This is a genomic window from Streptomyces sp. NPDC002795 (assembly GCF_042888725.1).
Classification (GTDB): domain Bacteria; phylum Actinomycetota; class Actinomycetes; order Streptomycetales; family Streptomycetaceae; genus Streptomyces.
Genome location: NZ_JBIAQB010000005.1, coordinates 516,216 through 533,994, shown reverse-complemented (window position 1 = coordinate 533,994; position 17,779 = coordinate 516,216). Strand labels below are relative to the sequence as shown.

The following is a 17,779-nucleotide window of genomic DNA, read 5'->3' as shown; positions in this document are numbered from 1 at the left end:
TTCGTTTTACGTGTTAGTGTCGTCGACCGTACCGCAGAATCCGAGGAGGGATCCCATGCGCTACCGGACCTTCGGACGGCACAGCGGCCTACGGGTGTCGGAATACGTGCTGGGCACGGCCAACTTCGGCTCGGCTCCGGCCGCGGCAGGGGTGGAGGGGGCCAGGGCGATCTTCGACTCGTTCGTGGCGGCCGGCGGCACCACCTTCGACGTCTCGAACATCTACCAGAACGGCGAGGCCGAGACCGTCCTCGGCGAGCTGCTGGGCCGCGAGCGCGACGACTACGTCGTGATCACCAAGTACAGCGGAAGCAGGGATGCCCAGGTCCGCCCCGGCACCACGGGCAACAGCCGCAAGACCATGGTCCGGTCCCTGGAGGAGAGCCTGCGGCGGCTGGGGACCGACTACGTCGATGTCCTTATGCCGCACTTTCCCGACGGGGTCACCCCGCTGCCGGAGATCCTGGCCGCCTTCGAGGACCTGATCCGGGCGGGCAAGATCCGCTACGGCGGGCTGTCGAACTTCCCGGCCTGGCGGGTGGCGGGCGCCGCCGTCAGATCGGAGCTGAGCGGCCGGATGCCGTTGGTCGGCGTCCAGACCGAGTACAGCCTGGCCGAACGCTCCGCGGAACGAGAACTCCTCCCGATGGCCGAGGCGCACGGACTGGGCGTCGTCCTCTACTCACCGCTGGCCGGCGGCCTGTTGACCGGAAAGTACCGTCGCGGCGAGCAGGGGCGCCTCAGCGCGCGGGCCACAGTGGACGGCGAGGGTGGCGACCGGCGCACCGCCGTGCTCGACGCCGTCCTCGCCGTGGCCGATGAGCTGGGCACAGGACCGGTCCAGGTCGCACTGGCCTGGCTCCGTGAGCGCGCGGCGCGGGCCCGGACCTCGCTGCTCCCCATCGTGGGACCCCGCACCCCGGCCCACCTGGAGGGCTACCTCGACGCCCTGAACGTCGAACTCGCCCCGCACCACTACCAGAAACTGGACGAGGTCAGCGCGATCCGGCTCGGCGCCCCGCACGACGACGTGTCCGCCGCGCTGGCCCACGGTACGGACGGAGACCGGAGCCTCCTCGACGGACCGGTCGTCCCGGTGATGTGAAACACCGCCCGCAGTCCAGGACTTGGGGCTGCTTTCGCCTCACGCCGTCCCCCGCACCACCAACCGGTGAGACACCGTCAGATCCTGTGCGGGCACGGCGTTGTCGGGGCTGTATATGCGGTCGGCCAGGCACTGCAGTGAGCGCAGGGCGATCTGGTGCTTGTCGGGGGCGATCGTGGTCAGCGGGGGATGACTGTAGCGCCCGTCCTCGATGTCGTCGAAGCCGACGATCGCCATGTCCTCCGGCACCCGCAGCCCTCGCTCGTGGGCCAAGTGCAGGGCGCCCAGGGCGAGTTCGTCACTGAAGGCGAAGACCGCGTCCGGGGGCTCGGGGCCGTCGAGCAGTTCGGCCATGGCGCGGGCGCCGTCCGCGCGGTGAAGCGCGGCGACGGTGCGTTGCAGAGCGTCAGCTGGGCGGGGGAGCCCTGCCCGCTCCAGTGCCCGGTGGTAGCCCTGCGCGCGCTGCTGCGCCGTCCCGTTCTGCAGGTGCGGCTGGAGGCCGATGGCGGCGATCCGCCGTCGGCCGAGACGCACGAGGTGGGTGGTGGCGTCGTCGGCGGCGGCGACGTTGTCCACGGCGACCCGGTCCAGGGCGCCGCGCGGGCTGCGCTCGCCCAGCAGGACGAGCGGGACCACCGGAGCGGCGGTGGCGGCGAGTTCGGTCAGCTCGGCCGGGTCCAGTGCCCACGGGCTGATGATGAGCCCGTCGACCACGCGTCCGCCGCTGCGCGTGAGCAGTCGGCGCTCGGCGTCGGCGTCGCCGCGGGTCTGGTCGATCACCACGGTCCAGGAGCGGCGCTGGGCCTCTTCCACGAGCAGGCCCGCGAGTTCGCCGAAGTAGGGGGAGTGCAGCTCGGGGATGGCCAGGCCGATGATCCCGGTGCGGCCCGCCCGCAGGCTCCGCGCGGCCAGATTGGGCCGGTAGCCCAGCTCCTCGATGACTTCCTCCACGCGCTGCCGGGTCTCGGCGGCCACCGCGGCGGAGCCGCTGACGACGTTCGACACCGTGCGCACGGAGACCCCGGCCCGCGCGGCCACATCCTTCAGACGGCTGCTCACCGGCTCATCCTTTCACGCGGCCCGTGTGGCACTTGAGGCGCGTGGCCGCCGTCGTACTCGCGTCACGCCTGCGGTGGCCCGCACCGGCCCGTCGTCTCGAAATTGCTTTCCAGAAGGGTATTGCAACGTTGCATACATCGATGCAATGTTGTTCGCGAAAGTTCTGCTTGCAAGGAGGCAAGGATGGCTGTGCACGCTTCGACCGGCGTCGTATCTCCCGGAGGCGCATTCCCCGGCGTCGTTCCCGCCGAGCTCGATGTCGACGTGTCCGTGGATGTCGAGAACCTGTACACCGACGGCATCACCGCACGGAAGGGCGCCTTCACCGCCGAGTGGGCCGACCGGCTGCGCGAGGACATCGAGGCGGCCTACGAAGAGGCGCGCGCCCGGCCCGGCGGCGCCGTGGGCCGCGGACCGAACCGCTACTACGTCGAGATCCACCCCGAACAGCTGCGCGGCTTCGTCGACCTGGTCGACCACCCCTGGGTGCGTTCGGTGGCCACGGCCGCACTCGGCCCCGACTACCGCATCGTGGAACTCGGCTTCGACGTACCGCTGGAGGGCGCCGTCAACCAGCCCTGGCACCGCGACTTCCCCATCCCGGACGAGACCCGCACCGAACGCCGTCTGACCTCCCTCGCGTTCAACGTCACCGCCGTCGACACGAAGGAGGACATGGGTCCCTTCGAGATCGCCCCCGGCACCCAGTGGGACGACGAACCCGACTTCGAGCACGGCATGTTCCCGCCCCGCGAGCACTACGCCCGCTACGAGGAGCGCGCCGTACGCAAGTACCCGCAGCGCGGCGACATCTCGGCCCGCACCGCGCTCACCATCCACCGGGGCACCAAGAACGAGTCGGCCACCTCCCGGCCGGTGCTGATCCTCGGCATCGATGGGCCCGAAGCCACCAACGGCGACCGGCACGACACCGCCGTCACCCACGCGTACTGGGAGACGCTGCCCGAGCGCGTGCGCCGCCACCTCGACTGCCCGGTCGTCGACGAACTGACGCCCGTCACCCAGAAGCACACCATCGAGGGCCTGGTCATGGGCGATGCCTGAGCCCACCACGCTGGCCACGCGGAGCCCCGACCAGGGCACCGGCAAGGTGCGTACCCCCGCGCTGGTCTACGCCGTCGCCGCCGTCTCGGCGCTGGGCGGCCTGCTCTTCGGGTACGACACCGGCATCATCTCCGGCGCCCTGCTCCACCTCCGGGACGACCTCGACCTGAGCTCGCGCGAGCAGGAGATCGTGGTCAGCGTCATCCTCCTCGGGGCGATGGTCGGCGCCGTCGTCTCGGGCCGCGCCGCCGTCCGGCACGGACGCCGCAGGGTGGTCGCCGCCGTCGCGGTGATCTTCGCCCTGGGAGCGATCGCGGCCGCCCTCGCGCCCGGCGTGGCGACACTGATCGCAGCCCGTTTCGTACTGGGCCTCGCGGTGGGCGGCGCGTCCAACATGGTGCCGGTCTACATCGCCGAACTGTCCCCGCCCGCGATCCGCGGCCGGCTGATGGTCGTCTTCCAGCTCATGGTCGCCATCGGCCAGCTCATCGCCTACGTATGCGGCTGGGCGCTGAACGACAGCGGAGGCTGGCGGGTGATGTTCGGCCTCGCCGTCATCCCGGCCGCGGCCCTGGCGATCGGCATGACCTTCCTGCCCGAAAGCCCCCGCTGGCTGATCGAGAACGGCCGCACCGAAGCGGCGCTGCGCACACTCGGGCGGCTGCGCCCGGCAGGGACGGACGTCGCGGCCGAGGCGGCGGAGATCACGGCCGTCACCGCCAACGCGCCGGCGGGCGGCGGCAGTTGGCGGAGCCTCGGGCAGCGCTGGCTGCGCCCCGCGCTGCTGATCGCCGTGGGCATCGCCGCGTTCTCGCAGCTCACCGGGATCAACGCGATCGTCTACTACGCGCCCACGATCCTGGCCGACGCCGGCTTCGGGGACTCGGTGGCCCTCCTCACGGGCATCGGCATCGGCACGATGCTCGTCGTGGCCGGAGTGGTGGGCGCCATCGCCGTCGACAAGACGGGCCGGCGCCGCACGATCCTGTGGTTCCTGCCCGGCTCCGCCCTGGCGATGACCGTCCTCGCGCTCGCCTTCGGCGTCCTCGGCGACTCCGCCACCCAGCGCTGGACCGTCATCATCGCGCTGTTCGCCTACATCCTGTTCAACGGTGTCGGCATGCAGGCCGTCGTCTGGCTCATCGGCCCGGAGATCCTGCCGCTCAGCGTCCGCGGCCAAGCCACCAGCCTGGCGACGGTCTGCCTGTGGGGCTTCGACCTCCTCATCGCCATGACCGCCCTGACCGCGATCAACACCATCGGCCGCTCCGGCACATTCTTCTTCTACGCGCTGATGAACGTGGCCTGCATCGCCTTCGTCGCCCTGAAGGTGCCGGAGACCAAGGGGCGTTCACTGGAACGCATCGAACAGGCACTGCACAGCCCGCTGCCGTTCCGGAAGGCGCTGGAGGAGGGCTGAGAGACGGTGGGACGGCCGCCCGCAGGCCCGCCTCACCGCAGGCCGAGCAGCATCACGTCATGCAGGTCGACGGCTGCCCGGCCTCCCGGCCTGGCCTCGCCGATCTTGCGGTATCCCCACGAGCGGTAGGCGGCCGGTGCCGCCCCGCTCGCCGGGTGCACGTTCAGCAGCACCCGCTCGGCTCCGACGCCGTCGAGCAGCATCGAGTGCAGACGCCGTGCGACACCCCGCCCGCGCCACGCGTCGCGCACCGCGAGTTCCATGAGCCCGAAGGTGCGCTGCCCGTCCTCGCGCCGCATGTCGTCGGACACCGGCTCGGTCAGTTCGTCCCACCACACCGCGTCGGGGCCGAGTGCGTGTCCGTACGCCATGCCGACCGGCTCGCCGTCCTCGGTCCGGGCGAGGGCGGCGCGGAAGCCGGGCTTCCGAGCTTGGACGGGGAAGCGGCGGAAGGCGGCGTCGACGTCGTCCTCGGACTCGTCGTACGGAGGGCCGGCGAACGCCTCGGCGTAGACCAGCTTGAAGGCGCCCTCGGCCCGCACGGCCGCGGCCCCGTCCATGTGCTCCAGCGCGATGGAGCCGAGCCGCGTCACGTACGTCGTGTGTGTGCCTCTTCGGCGGTCAGTGGCGTCCGACATGTGCTCATCGTGCGGCGCCGCGGGGCCACTGACAGCCGAAGTGCCGTGATCGTTACGTCAGCCGGCGGACACCTCCGCGACGGTGTACGGCACGATCGACACATCGCCGGTCAATCCGTAGTCCTGCGTCCCGCCCTGCGTCTCGTAGCCGCGCTGGAGGAGGCGGTTGGTGAGTGTCGTCGCGACGATGATCTCGACCGTGTTCTCGCCGTCCGCGCGCAGCAGGTCCGAGATGTCGACCTGAAGGCTGCGAAGGTCGAGCCCGGCCGCTCGGCGGCCGTTGACGAGGACGCGGGCCTGGTCGCCGTTGGTCGAACCGATGCGCAGGTACGCGCCGTTGGCCTTGCTCCAGCTGCGCGGGAGCCGGAACGTCGTCTCGTACGTGCCGATGCCGGAGACGTGTGACATCGACGGGTCGTCGCCCGCGAGCCGCGACAGCTGCTCGTCCGTCGCCGGTAGGTCCTTCCACGGCACGAGCCGGCTGTCGGGGAAGGACAGGTCCGTCTTCTTCGTCGTGTAGTACACCTCCTTCGTCTCGTGGCCGAACTTGCTCTCGGTGTTGACCTTGCGCTCGCCCTCGTTCCAGTCCTGGACGGTGATGTCCCAGCGTTCGAGCGGTATCGGGTCGGGAACCCGCACGTGGCTGCGCGCCTTGCGGCCGTTGCTCAACGTGGTGGTGTACGTGCCGCCCCGGGTGGCCAGGACGGACATCCGCGCCCCGTCCTCGACGACCCGGTCCGCCGTGGTGGCGACCGCGTGGGTGCGCCGGGCGCGATCCTTGAGGTCGAGCGTGATGACGGCGGCCTCGCCGGGCTTCAGTGACAGCTCGATGTTCGTGCGCCCGCCGCTGACGTCGTAGGCACCTACCGGCTCGATGGCCCCCGTCCAGGCGTCGATGGTGTGCGGCTTGCCCCGCGCCGCCATGGAAAGGGTGAAGGCGGTGGCGGCCTTGCCCTTGTTCTTCTCGAACTTGAAGTTGTAGGCGAAGGTGTAAAGGACGTTCGTCTTCTCGTCGAGCCGGGAGATCGTCATGATCGTGTCGTTCGGCGAGGCGTAGGCGACCCGCGGCTCGACGCCGAGCTTCTTCAGCGCCGCGAGGGCGTCCTCGGCCCGGTCGACCTCGGCGACATTGCGCAGCGCCTTGATGCGGGCGACGACCCGGCCCAGCTCCTCCTCGCTGTCCTGCGCGAACCGGGTGGTCGAGGCGGCCTTCTCGTACGCGATCTCGGGCCCCTCGTGCGACCTGATCTCGGAGGTGTTGTTGACGAACAGCACCGGAAGCCCGCCCTTGGCGATCGCCAACAGCCGCTTGGCGGCGGAGAGTTCCAGTGAGTCCTGGTACAGGATGACGGCCTGATAGCCCGGCCCGTCCGGCTGCAGCTCGTCCCGAGTCCACCGGACGTTCGCCGTGTCCTCCAGGAGCTGCGGGGAGAAGTAGTCGTAGGTGTAACCGGCGTGCTGCAGTGCGAGATCGCGCCAGAAGTACGGCTTGTCGTTCATGAAGTAGCTGTTCTCGGCCGGGGTGTTGGCGCGCGGCTGGCCGTAGGAGATGAACGCGTTGTCCGTTCTGAGGATCGCGATGTCCCGGCGCGGCTTGCCCTGCCGCAGCACCTTCTGGACGCGGCCGAGCATCTCGGTCCACTCCGGGTACATCATCGACGCCGGCTGACGGCCCCCGAACCGCTCGGAGAAGAACGAGTACATGCCTTCGTGCCCCGGCCAGTGGGTGTCCGCCTCGGACCCCTCGATGGCCGAATAGCCGTGGAACACCGTGCGGTTGACGCCTCCCGCGAACTGCAGATAGGCGATCCGCGTCCAGTAGTCCATGTCGTAGTAGTAGTTGTGGCCGCCGACGGCGCCGGTCTCGCTGGAGAACGGGCGGCCGTACATGTGCGCGGAGCCGAGCATGCCGCGGTAGACATCGAGGTCACCGTTCTGCGCGAACGTCTCCGTCTCGACACCGTCGAGGTACTTCGCGGGCGTCGAGATCTCGTACACCATCCCGTACGACGGCTCGGCCCTGAGCGTCATGCCGAGCCCGTGGAGCCAGGCCTGAAGCGGCTTCAGCACGTTCTCCTCGTAGAGCTCGGAGAACGTCTGGTTGACGTCGTTGCGGATCTTCTGGACACGGGCGGTGTCCGCGTCGCGCGCGACGGCGTAGTCGAACCGCGGTGGTGTGCCGGAGTCGTGCCGCGTCTTGTCCCAGGACACGATCGGGAGGTACGGAGTCACGTCGTAGCCGCGCCGCGAGCGGAACTCGTCCTTGAAGTGGTGGCCCCACAGCACACCTGCCGCGCCATAACTGGCGAGCTCCAGGGAGTCCATGTAGATCTCGCCGCGGCCGTTGCGCCACATCGTCTCCTTCAGCTCGGGAGTGAGGACATTCGCCTCCCAGTAGTCCTTGAGAGCGTCGATGCCGTACCGGTCGACGTAGTTGATGGTGTAGTTCTTGCTGGTCGAGGGATCGAAGATCTCGCCGGTGCCGTGCATCCAGTAGACGAAGAGGGCGTACTGGCCGTCGTCCGGGGCCGTCCAGTTCAGTGTGTACGTGTCGCCGTCCCGTACGACCTTGTCGGAGAGGTCGGTGAGGGAGCCGAATTCGAGCTTGCCGGTGCCGGTGCCCTGTCCGTACCCGGGGGCCTGGCCGCTGTCGGTGCGGGGCTCGACGACCCTCGCGGCGACGACTCCCTCGAAGACGTTCTCCTTCGAGTCCGCCGACTCCTTCGGCTTCACGGCACGCGGCAGCGCACCCTCGAACGCCTCACCGGAGTCCAACAGTACGGTGGCGTAGTCGAGTTCCTTCGACGCCGCCTTGTTGTCGTAGTCGAACGCCGCGCCGTCCCAGGTGAACGTGTCGGGGAGGTTGGCCGTCGCCCAGTGCGTACCGCTGGTCAGGCTGAAGCCGAGCCCGCGCGCCGTGGCCTCTTCGATCACGAGCCGCGAGTCGTGCGTCCACTCGTCGGAGCCCCAGCCGTAGGTCTTGTCGTCCGCGCCCTCCTCCGGCATGGCGAGGAACTCCGCGGCGCCGAAGCCGAGATCGGAGATCTGCTTGACGTTCCCGCGCAACGTGGCATCCGTGTTCAGCCCTTCGGCCAGCCACCACCGCACCTCGGGCCGGAACTCGACGCCGACACCGAGGTACGCCTGCCGCATCCGGTCGGCGAAGGCGTACGCGCCACCCGCGGCGGCAGCGGCGGTGGCACTGGCTGCGGGCAGGGACCCGAGGGGCCCTGTTGCCACGACTCCCAGGACGGCGGCGGTCCCTGTCAGGACGCTCCTTCTACTGATCACGATGACCTCGCAGCGTAGGTGAATCGATTTAGGCGGACGGTATGGGTGGGGCTGCGGGGCGTCAATGAGGTGGACAGGATTTCCCGATGCCGTGCGGGAAATCCGGTGCCTACGTGCGTACTTGAGGGCGCGGCAAGAAGCGGCGCGGCAGTGATTGAACGCTTTCAATCGTCAGGCGGCGAACCAGCGAGCAGAGGGAACCGCCGCCGCCGGACTGTGACCATTCGGTGAGGGCGCCATAACGGTTCGGGCAGGTCCGCGCCCGCGTGCGGCGCAGTGTCGTTTCCCCGGTATGAGCGACACCGTGCGCGCCGAGGAACAGGCCGAGCCGACCGATCCGTACTGGCTCGATTCACCCGCGCTCGGAAACGGGCGGACCGCCTGCGAGCGCGACGACTCCGAACGTAGGCGCAACCGCGAGGCGGCGCTGCGCCTCGTGCTCGTCGGGCTGGCGAGCGGGCTGATCGTGGTGGCGCTCGCCCTCTCCCTGGTGGAGTAGGAACGCCACCCGGCACGGGAACGACCTCTCCACGCCTGCACGAGCGGGCGCGGCGCCTCACCCCTTGACGGCGCCGGAGACCATGCCTTTCATGATGCGCTGGTTCAGCACGAGGAAGATCACCAGAGTCCCCAGCACGTTCATGCAGATCGCCGCGAAGAGCGGCCCGTAGGCTGTCTGCCCGAACTCGCCGCTGAAGTTCAGCAGGCCGACCTGGACCGTGGCGAGCTTGGGATTCGTGACGAAGGTCAGCGCGATCAGCAGGTCGTTCCAGATGGAGAAGAACTCCACGAGGCCCAGCGTGATGAGTGCGTTGGACGACATCGGAAGCGCGATCGAGAAGAAGCAGCGCAGCATGCTCGCGCCGTCCAGCGTCGCGGACTCGAAGACCTCGCGCGGCAGCGCCCGGAAGTACGCGGCCATCATGAACACGGTGAGCGGCAGGCCCATGGCCGAGTACGTGAGGATGAACGGCCACACCGTCTGGGTGAGCCCCAGCCGGAAATAGGCGAGGAACAACGGGACCAGCAGCATCTGCGCGGGCACCATGATGCCCGCGACGAAATAGAGCAGGGTGCTGTTGCGCCGTTTCCACACCATGATCTCCAGGGCGAATCCGGCGGCGGCTCCGAAGAGCAGCAGCAGAAGAAGCGCCGGGAACGTCACGAGAACGGAGATCCACACGTTGTGCGCGAAGTCCCCGGTGAGCCACGCCTCGCTGTAGTTGGACCACTCCAGGGAGGACGGCAGGCTGAACACCCCGCCGCTGACGATGGCGTTCTGCGACTTGAACGAACTGAGCAGCATCCACACCATCGGGCCGGCCTCGACCACGATCAGGAGGCCCACCAGCAGCCGCAGTGGCAGCCTCCGCAACGCTGCGGTCGCGCTCGGCCGGTGGCGGCGCCGCGCCGGAGGAGGAGTGGCCGCCGTGGGACGGCGCAGGGTGGTCACGGTGGTCATGCCTTGGCCTCCGGTGCTGTGATGTCGCGCCGCGACCACCGGAACACCGCGAGCGTGACGAGGAACGCCAGGCACGTGAGAGCGAGGGCCAAGGTGCTGCCGTAGCCGTACTCGTTGTAGGTGAACGTGGTGCGGAACATGTACAGGGTGAGCGGTGTGGTCTCGAAGCCCGGACCACCATTGGTGAGGGCGACGACGGCGTCGAAGACCTTGATGGTGGAGTTGATCGCGAAGACGACGGCGGAGAGCAGCACCGGCAGCGACAGCGGGACCACGATGTGCCGGATGAGCCGCAGGCCCGTGGCACCGTCCAGGCGGGCCGACTCGATGAGCTCGTCAGGGATGTCGACGAGGCCGGCGAACAGCAGCACCGCGAAGAAGCCCATCGACCGCCACACGTCCATGGTGATCAGAACCCAGAAGGTGCTCTCGCCACCGGCGAACCAGTCCACGCTCGTGCCGCCGAAGAACTCGATGATCGCGTTGACCGGTCCGGGCTCGGGGTGGATGGCGAAGATCTGCTTGAACAGCAGCGACACCGCGACCGTCGGCAGGATGACGGGGAAGAAGCAGACCGTGCGCACGATCAGCGAGGACCGCTTGAGCGCGAACACGTACAGCAGGGCCAGGGCGTAGCCCGCCACGACCTGCAAGACCGTCGCCACGGCGGCGTACTTGAGGGTGAAGCCGACCGATTGCCAGAACACATCGTCGTGCAGCAGCCGGCTGAAGTTCTTGAGTCCCACCGGGTGGATACCCCGCAGGACGTTCCCGTCGAAGAAGGTCAGGCCGAGCGACCAGGCGATGGGAACGACCTTGATGAGCGTGTAGAGAAGGAGGGCGGGGGCGAGAAGAATCGCGATGGTCTTCTTGTCGCCGAGAATGTTGTGCATGGCGATGCGTTCCCCGTTCAGCGGCCGGCGTCGAGAGAGTTCTGAAGCTTCTTCATGTAGGTGCTGGGCGACATGCTTCCGTCGAGCAGATACGGCGCGTACAGGGTCGCCAGGTCGGCGAACCGCTGGGAGAACTGCGCCTCGAACCACGGGAAGGAGCCGGTGGTCTGCTGCATGCGGCGCAGGATGTCCCGCACCAGCGGGCGGGACTCCTTGACCGGCTGGTTGCGCCTGAACCCGGAGATGGCGCCCTGGTGATTCAGCAGGCTGCTGCCGTAGTTCCGCGCGATGCAGGAGACCCAGTCGCCGACCTCGCCGTTGAACTGCACCGCCGAGAGGGCGGTGACCGTTCCAGTTGTGGACGGGTAGTCGGTGATGTGTCCCTTGCCCCCGCTGACGGCGGGGAAGGGGAAGAAGCCGACGTCGCCCCTGCCGACCGTGTTGGTCTTGGTGTCGTAGACGTTCGCGAGGACCGAGCTGCTCTGGTACATCATGGCGGCCGTGCCGCCGAAGAAGTCCTGCATCATCGAGTTGTAGTCACGTGAGGTGACGCCGTCACCGAAGAACTTGGACGTGCCCAGGGCGGCGAGCTGCCGCGCGGCCCGCACGTACCGGGGGTCGGTCAGCCGGGCCTTGCCTTCCTTGACCTGTTCGAGGGCCTTCACGCCCACGGTGCGTGCCAGATAGGTGCTGAGATACCGGGTGATCGTCCAGGGCTGGGCACCCGACGCGGTGAGCGGCTGGACGCCGCGGCTCTTGAGCCGGTCCGCGGCCTTGAGGAACCCGGACCACGTGGTCGGGACCGTGATGCCGGCCTTGCGGAAGAGGGCCTTGTTGTACCAGAAGCCCTCGATGTTGTACTGGAACGGGAGCGAGACGACCGAGCCGTACGCGGCCTCGGCGACGTCCGTCGCCGCGGGCAGGAGATCGTCCCGGACGCCGAGCCGCTCCATTTCCCTGGACAGGTCGACGAGGGCGCCCGCCTGGTTCATGTCGCCGCCCTCCTTGGCCTGTTCGGTCGGGCTGATGAACATGACGGGCAGGGCCTTCTGGCTCGCCAGCAAGGTCACCCGGTTGTTCACCTCGGCCTGCGGCAGGGTCTGGATCTTCAGAGGGAGCGCGGTGTCCTGCGCCTTGCACGGGCCCGCCGCCAGGCTCTTGAGCTCATCGGCCACCTGAGGGTTCTCGGTGGCGGACAGGAACGTGAAGGCGGAGGGCGTCTGACTGCCCACCGAGCCGCCGGCCGTGGCGCCACAGCCCGTGACGGTGAGGGCGAGAACGATGCCGGCGGACAGGGCCCGCCGAACCGAGCACCGACGGCCGCCTTGGAACGTGTCAAACATGTCGCGTACTCCAGAGTGAGACTCGGGTGGGCCGGAGCGTCCGGGGCGGGGAGGGGGGCGAGGTGCGGCGGATGCGACCGGTGGTCGCGGCTCCGGACTGCGTCGACCAGGCCGATTCTCTGTTGTGCGCGAGATGTCCCGGGTGGCTCAGATGCGGAGTGGGGTGCGGCCGCGCGGTCCTGAGATGCGCGGGCTCGGTGAGATCGTCGCGCAGTCGGCCGCGTGCCGAGACGCTAGATGCCTCGACGTGCCAGCACAAGGAAGCCGACATCGATATTTTCCGAAGGCCGCCCTGCGGTGTGCGGCCGAGGGTGGTCGGCGCGTCCACCACCACGCCGTTCTGGCCTGGGAGTTCGTGGAGATGGCCCGGCCTGGTCATGTGTGCGACGAGCGCGGGAAAGAAGGCGGCCGGGTGCGGGCCGCCCTGTTGTCGCAAGCGGTGCGCGCCCTTGACGGGTGCGCGCCCGAGTCGCAGGATGCCACGGGATGAAGCGATTCAAGTTCGCGGTGGCGGTCGCGGTCGGCATGCCTCGATGTCGCCGTCGTCCCTCGGGTTTGGTGTCGATCGCACGACCGGAAGGGCCCCATCACATGCACGACAGGACTGGCCCCGCGAACGAGCCGCCGGAGACCGGGCGTTGGCGACCCGGACGCTGCATGCCCGAACGATCGTCCCCTGTCGCCCGCCGCCTGTCACACCGCCGACCAGGCCATGCCGATGCCCCGGCGCTCGGGTTGGGCGTAGTCGCCGATGAGCCTGGGGCTGCCGAGCCGGCCGACCGCGCAGTAATAGTGCTCCAGTCGGCCCCCGTTGCGGATGACCGCGGGCTTGTGCGCGTGCCAGTCGTCCAGCGTGCCGGGGCGGCCCACATCGACGAGGACGTCCCCGCTCTTCAGCCACGTGACAAGGTCGTCGGACGTGGCGGCCAACTCCCGTGCGTGGCCGTCCGCGGCGAGGCCGAAGTAGAACATGACCCATGTGCCGTCCGGTGCGCGCAGCACACACGGGTCCGAGGCGAAGCGCGCGTCCGGCGCGTCCGCTCCGCCGTGCGGGAGCAGCGGCTCGGCGCCGACCCGCCGCCACCGGACCAGGTCGTCGGAGACGGCCGCGCCGGTCTGCTCCACCCAGCGCCCCTCGGAGCGGTCCTTGGCGTTGTAGAAGAGCCAGTACTTCCCCCCGTGCCGCAGCAGCCACGACTTGTACAGACCGCCGCGCTCCCAGGCGCCCCCGTCCTCGGGGTGCAGCAGCTCGCCGTACTCCTCCCAGTGCAGGAGGTCGCGCGAGCGGACGGTCCCGATGACGGCGGACCCGCTCTCGTAGCCGGCGTCGGGATAGGCGTGGTACGTGCCGTAGTACCAGCCGTCGACGGACAACAGCTCGCCGTCGCCGAGGAGTTGCTCGTCGCGCAGGATCGAGGTGAGCGCCGCGTTGTGCCGCCGGTGGGCGGAGGAGGCGTCCCGCGCGAAGATCAGCCGGGGCGGCGCCCACCGGCCGCCCTCGAACCAGCTCAGGCCCGTCTGGTACCCGATGCCGTCCCAGCCGACCATGGTCATCCCGAGGCGGCCCTCCTTGCGGAAAACGAAGGGACAGTCCACGCCGTGACTGTTCCAGTCGCCGCTGCGCCAGGTCGGTGCGACGACGAGTTCCGGTGTGCGGTGGGTGGGAAGCGCCTGCGGCGGGAACGTGGCCACGGTGTGGACCTCTCCTCTGGGTGCCCGTATGGAAAACACCGGGCGGATCTGGTGTTGTTGAAACGTGTCAAAAATAATAGTCCATGGACGGTCGACCGCACAGCCCTGGTGGGGCGGCACCGAATTCGCGTCCAGGAATACGAAAGGGCTGACGATGCGCTACGAGCTCCACCGTCCGGTCGTGCTGTCGTTCGAAGGGGACGACACACCACCCCTGTCCGACGAGCCGCCCCTGTCGATCCGCTTGCGTCACCCCGAGGCGGGAGAGCAGGTGGTGCCCGGGTTCTGGGACGGCGGCACGACCTACCGTGTCCGCTTCTCGCCCAGTGCCACCGGGGTGTGGTCATGGTCCGTCGAGGGCAACAGGGTCCGGACCGGACACACCTCCGGGGACTTCGAGGTGCATCCCGGCGACGACCCCGGCCCGGTGCGGGTGGCCCACCGATTCCACTTTGCCCACGCCGACGGCACCCCGTTCCACCCGGTGGGCACCACGGCGTACAACTGGCTGCACCAGGAGGAGCCACTCTTCTCCTCGACGGTCGACGCGCTGGCGGACGCCGGCTTCAACAAGCTGCGGTTCATGGTGTTTCCGCAGGCCGGCGGGTACGTCGAGCACTACCCGGACCTGCTGCCCTTCGAGCGCGGAGCGGACGGCTGGGACGTCACACGCCCCGACGTCGCCTTCTTCCGCAGGCTGGACGCCGCGGTCGAACTCCTGGGGGAGCGTGGCATCCAGGCCGAGGTGCTGCTCTACAACGCCTACGACCGCGGCCACTTCGGCTTCGACACGCTCACCGAGGAACAGGACGCCATCTACCTGCGCTACGTGGTGGCCAGGCTCTCGGGGTACCCGCATGTGTGGTGGTCCCTGTGCAACGAGTTCGACCAGATGGAACGGCCCGCCGAACGGTGGGACCGCGCCGGCACCCTGCTCGCCGAGATCGACCCGCACGACCATCCGCGATCCATCCACAACTGGATCGAGCTGTACGACAACAACCGGCCGTGGGTCACCCACGCCTCGCTCCAGAACGGCTCGGCGACAACGGACTTCGGGCGTGCGAACCTGTACCGCGACGTGTACGGCAAGCCGGTGGTGCTCGACGAGATCAAGTACGAGGGGGACATCCCCGAACGGTGGGGCAACCTCGACGCCCGGGAACTGGTGCACCAGTTCTGGATCACGACCGTGGCGGGCTGCTATGCCTCGCACGGCGAGAGCTACCGCACCGAGAGCGGGAGCCTGCACATGGTCGAGGGCGGCAAGCTGCGCGGCACGTCACCTGCCCGTCTGTGGTTCCTGCGGGACGTCCTCGACACACTCGCCGTACCGGGACTCGACCCGATCGACAAGTGGGACGACCCGGCCCATGTCGCGGGCGTGCCGCGCCGCCAGTACGTGCAGTACCTCGGCCGTTCGGCGCCCGCGCGGTGGGACTTCCGGCTGCCCATCGGCTGTCCCGGTGAGCGGGTCCAGGAGGGAGACACCTTCACGGTGGAGGTCATCGACACCTGGAACATGACGGTCACCCGGGTACAGCGGCCGTTCACGGTCACGCGCACCCGGCGCAACGACGCCTTCGACGGGAAGTCCGCCCCGCTCGACCTCCCGGTCGGTGAGGCGATCGCCCTGCGCATCACGCGCGAGGAAGGAGTCGTCAGGTGACCGGACGGAGCGCCGACCGCCTCAGGGCCTGGCGCGGCGGCCCGCGCCTGGGCGTCGCCTACTACAACGAATACCTGCCCGACCCCTCCCGCCTGCACACCGACCTGCGCCTGATGACGGAGGCCGGCATCACCTGCATACGCGTGGGGGAGTCGGTGTGGTCGACATGGGAGCCGCGCGACGGCGAGTTCGACCTGGAGTGGCTCACCCCGGTCCTCGACGCCGCGGCCGAGCACGGCATCGACGTCGTCCTCGGCACACCCACCTACGCGATCCCGCCGTGGCTCAGCCGCAAACATCCCGAACTCGCCGTCGTCCGCCGGGACGGGCAGCCCGTGCCGTGGGGAGCACGCCAGGAGGTGGACTTCACATCGGACGTCTTCCGCGGCTACGCGGAGCGGATCATCCGCGCCGTCCTCGGCCGCCACGGGAGACACCCCGCAGTCATCGGCGTGCAGCTCGACAACGAGGCCGGGCTGCACCTCATCCACAACGACCACGTCGTCGGGCGATTCCGCCGCTGGGTCGCCGACCGGTACAAGGACACCGACACCCTCAACCGGGAGTGGGGGCTGACCTACTGGTCGCACCGCATCGCCGACTGGGACGAGCTCTGGGCGCCGACCGGCAACACCACGCCCGCCTACGACCTGGCCTGGCGCCGGTTCCAGGCCGAACTCACGGCCGAGTTCATCGGCTGGCAGGCCGGGATCGCCCGCGAGCTGGTCGCCGACGACACGTTCCTCACGACCTGCATCGCGCTGCAGCGTCCCGCCATGGACGACGTCGCGGTCGGTGCCGAGCTGGACATCGCGAGCGGCAACGCCTACTACCTCGCACAGGACGGTCTCGACGCGAGCCGGGAGGGCGCCGGCGGGCAGTGGTACGCGGACGACGTCGCGCAGCTCGTGCTGATGGCCGACCGTATGCGGGCCACCCGGCAGGACGCGTTCCTGGTGACCGAGACGGGCGCCGCCTCCATCGGCCCCGCGCATCTGACCCGCCCGCCGTACGACGGCCAACTAGGCCAGGTCGCCTGGCTGTTGGCGGCCCGTGGCGCCCGGCTCGTCTCGTACTGGCACTGGCACAGCCTGCATTCGGGCGCCGAGGTGCACTGGGGCGGCGTCCTCGGCCACGACCTGCGACCCGGGCGCGTGTACGAGGAGATCGCCGGGATCGGGCGGCAGTTCGCACTCGCGGCGCCCTGGCTGGCGGACGCCGTGCCGGAGGCGACCGTCGGCCTCCTGTACGCGCACGACAGCGAGTGGATGACGGCCTTCGAGCCGCCGCTGGCCGGTCCCGGAGGCGGCGACCGCGCCTCGTACGCGCATGTCGTCGGCGCGTTCGGCCGTGGCGCCCTGGACGCGGGCCTGCAGGTCCAGTACGTGAATGAGCGTCAACTACCGGACGCAGGCGAGCTGTTGCACCGGTTCCCGGTGCTGGTCGTCGCCGGACTGATCGCGGCCGGGGACCGCACGCTGGAGGTTCTCGCGCAGTACGCGCGGCGCGGCGGCCGGCTCGTCATCGGGCCCCGCACCGGCTACGGGGACGACGAGGGACGCCTGCGCGCCGAGCGGGCACCGGCGGTCCTGAGCGGCCCGGCGGGCGTCCACTACCAGGAGTTCGCGGCGCTCGCCGAGCCCGTCGCGGTGGAGCTGGACGGCGAGAGCGGGGAGGGAAGCCGTTGGATGGACGCGCTCGTGGCCGACGACGCGGAGGTGCTGGCCCGCTACCGGCATCCGCACTACGGGCGGTGGGCCGCGGCCACCCGCCGTACGGTCGGACGCGGGGAGATCACGGTCGTCGGCACCCTCCTGGACCGGGCGCTCATGGCGCGTGTCATCGCGGGCGCCGCGGGCCCGGCAGCCGTCGAGTCACCGTTGACGGAGCGGCCGTCCACCGTCACCGCGCACTCCCTGGCCGGGCCGATCGGCCGCGTGTGGGTGGTGCACAACTGGTCCCCGGACCCCGTCGACGTACGACTGGCGCGATCTGTGCGCGACGTGCTCGCCTCCGTGGACCACACACGAGGCGGCTCCGTACGGCTCACCGCCTGGGGCGTCGCGGTCTGGGCCGAGCGGGGGTAGGCGGGGGGATCGGGGCGGTGCGAGGCGTCGGCCCGATTCCTTTCCTCGGCCGGCG

The 17,779-nt window shown here is 69.6% G+C and carries 13 protein-coding genes; 6 read left to right on the top strand and 7 right to left on the bottom strand.

Translation table 11 applies throughout. The features are described from left to right. Positions 1–55 precede the first annotated feature (55 nt). Positions 56–1,105, top strand: coding sequence for an aldo/keto reductase (locus ACFYWS_RS18535; protein WP_389277168.1), 1,050 nt, complete (start codon positions 56–58; stop codon positions 1,103–1,105). 39 nt (positions 1,106–1,144) lie between these two features. Here the strand turns inward: ACFYWS_RS18535 and ACFYWS_RS18530 are convergent, their stop codons facing one another. Then, positions 1,145–2,164, bottom strand: a complete 1,020-nt coding sequence (locus tag ACFYWS_RS18530; protein ID WP_389277165.1) for a LacI family DNA-binding transcriptional regulator — start codon at positions 2,162–2,164, stop codon at positions 1,145–1,147. A gap of 183 nt (positions 2,165–2,347) precedes the next feature. Here ACFYWS_RS18530 and ACFYWS_RS18525 point away from each other — a divergent pair, with 183 nt between their 5' ends. Further along, positions 2,348–3,229, top strand: coding sequence for a phytanoyl-CoA dioxygenase family protein (locus ACFYWS_RS18525; RefSeq protein ID WP_389277162.1), 882 nt, complete (start codon positions 2,348–2,350; stop codon positions 3,227–3,229). Continuing rightward, positions 3,222–4,649 (top strand): sugar porter family MFS transporter, encoded by a 1,428-nt coding sequence (locus ACFYWS_RS18520; protein ID WP_389277159.1) that lies wholly within the window; start codon positions 3,222–3,224, stop codon positions 4,647–4,649. Before ACFYWS_RS18525 ends, ACFYWS_RS18520 begins: the two co-directional genes overlap by 8 nt. A gap of 32 nt (positions 4,650–4,681) precedes the next feature. Here the strand turns inward: ACFYWS_RS18520 and ACFYWS_RS18515 are convergent, their stop codons facing one another. After that, the gene (locus tag ACFYWS_RS18515) at positions 4,682–5,209 is read right to left on the bottom strand and encodes a GNAT family N-acetyltransferase (RefSeq protein ID WP_389277391.1); all 528 of its coding nucleotides are present in this window, start codon (positions 5,207–5,209) and stop codon (positions 4,682–4,684) included. A gap of 135 nt (positions 5,210–5,344) precedes the next feature. Continuing rightward, positions 5,345–8,527, bottom strand: coding sequence for a glycosyl hydrolase (locus ACFYWS_RS18510; RefSeq protein WP_389277156.1), 3,183 nt, complete (start codon positions 8,525–8,527; stop codon positions 5,345–5,347). A 343-nt stretch (positions 8,528–8,870) separates the two neighbouring features. On the opposite strand from ACFYWS_RS18510, the gene ACFYWS_RS18505 reads away from it, so the two are divergent. After that, a complete protein-coding gene (locus ACFYWS_RS18505) occupies positions 8,871–9,077 on the top strand; it encodes a hypothetical protein (RefSeq protein ID WP_389277153.1) in 207 nt (68 codons plus the stop codon). Positions 9,078–9,134: 57 nt separating this feature from the next. On the opposite strand, the gene ACFYWS_RS18500 is transcribed toward ACFYWS_RS18505, so the two are convergent. The 4 genes from ACFYWS_RS18500 to ACFYWS_RS18485 all read right to left on the bottom strand — a co-directional run bounded on the left by ACFYWS_RS18500 (position 9,135) and on the right by ACFYWS_RS18485 (position 13,968). Then, positions 9,135–10,040, bottom strand: coding sequence for a carbohydrate ABC transporter permease (locus ACFYWS_RS18500; protein ID WP_389277150.1), 906 nt, complete (start codon positions 10,038–10,040; stop codon positions 9,135–9,137). Beyond that, on the bottom strand, positions 10,037–10,933 hold the full coding sequence (locus tag ACFYWS_RS18495) for a carbohydrate ABC transporter permease (protein WP_389277147.1): 897 nt from the start codon (positions 10,931–10,933) through the stop codon (positions 10,037–10,039). Before ACFYWS_RS18495 ends, ACFYWS_RS18500 begins: the two co-directional genes overlap by 4 nt. A gap of 17 nt (positions 10,934–10,950) precedes the next feature. After that, the gene (locus ACFYWS_RS18490; protein WP_389277144.1) at positions 10,951–12,276 is read right to left on the bottom strand and encodes an ABC transporter substrate-binding protein; all 1,326 of its coding nucleotides are present in this window, start codon (positions 12,274–12,276) and stop codon (positions 10,951–10,953) included. Between the two features lie 693 nt (positions 12,277–12,969). Beyond that, entirely contained in the window at positions 12,970–13,968 is a 999-nt protein-coding gene (locus ACFYWS_RS18485; protein WP_389277141.1) for a hypothetical protein, read from the bottom strand. A gap of 154 nt (positions 13,969–14,122) precedes the next feature. On the opposite strand from ACFYWS_RS18485, the gene ACFYWS_RS18480 reads away from it, so the two are divergent. Both ACFYWS_RS18480 and ACFYWS_RS18475 read left to right on the top strand, forming a co-directional pair. Next, positions 14,123–15,637 (top strand): DUF4038 domain-containing protein, encoded by a 1,515-nt coding sequence (locus ACFYWS_RS18480; protein WP_389277138.1) that lies wholly within the window; start codon positions 14,123–14,125, stop codon positions 15,635–15,637. Next, the gene (locus ACFYWS_RS18475) at positions 15,634–17,724 is read left to right on the top strand and encodes a beta-galactosidase (protein ID WP_389277135.1); all 2,091 of its coding nucleotides are present in this window, start codon (positions 15,634–15,636) and stop codon (positions 17,722–17,724) included. Before ACFYWS_RS18480 ends, ACFYWS_RS18475 begins: the two co-directional genes overlap by 4 nt. The last annotated feature ends 55 nt before the right edge of the window (positions 17,725–17,779 follow it).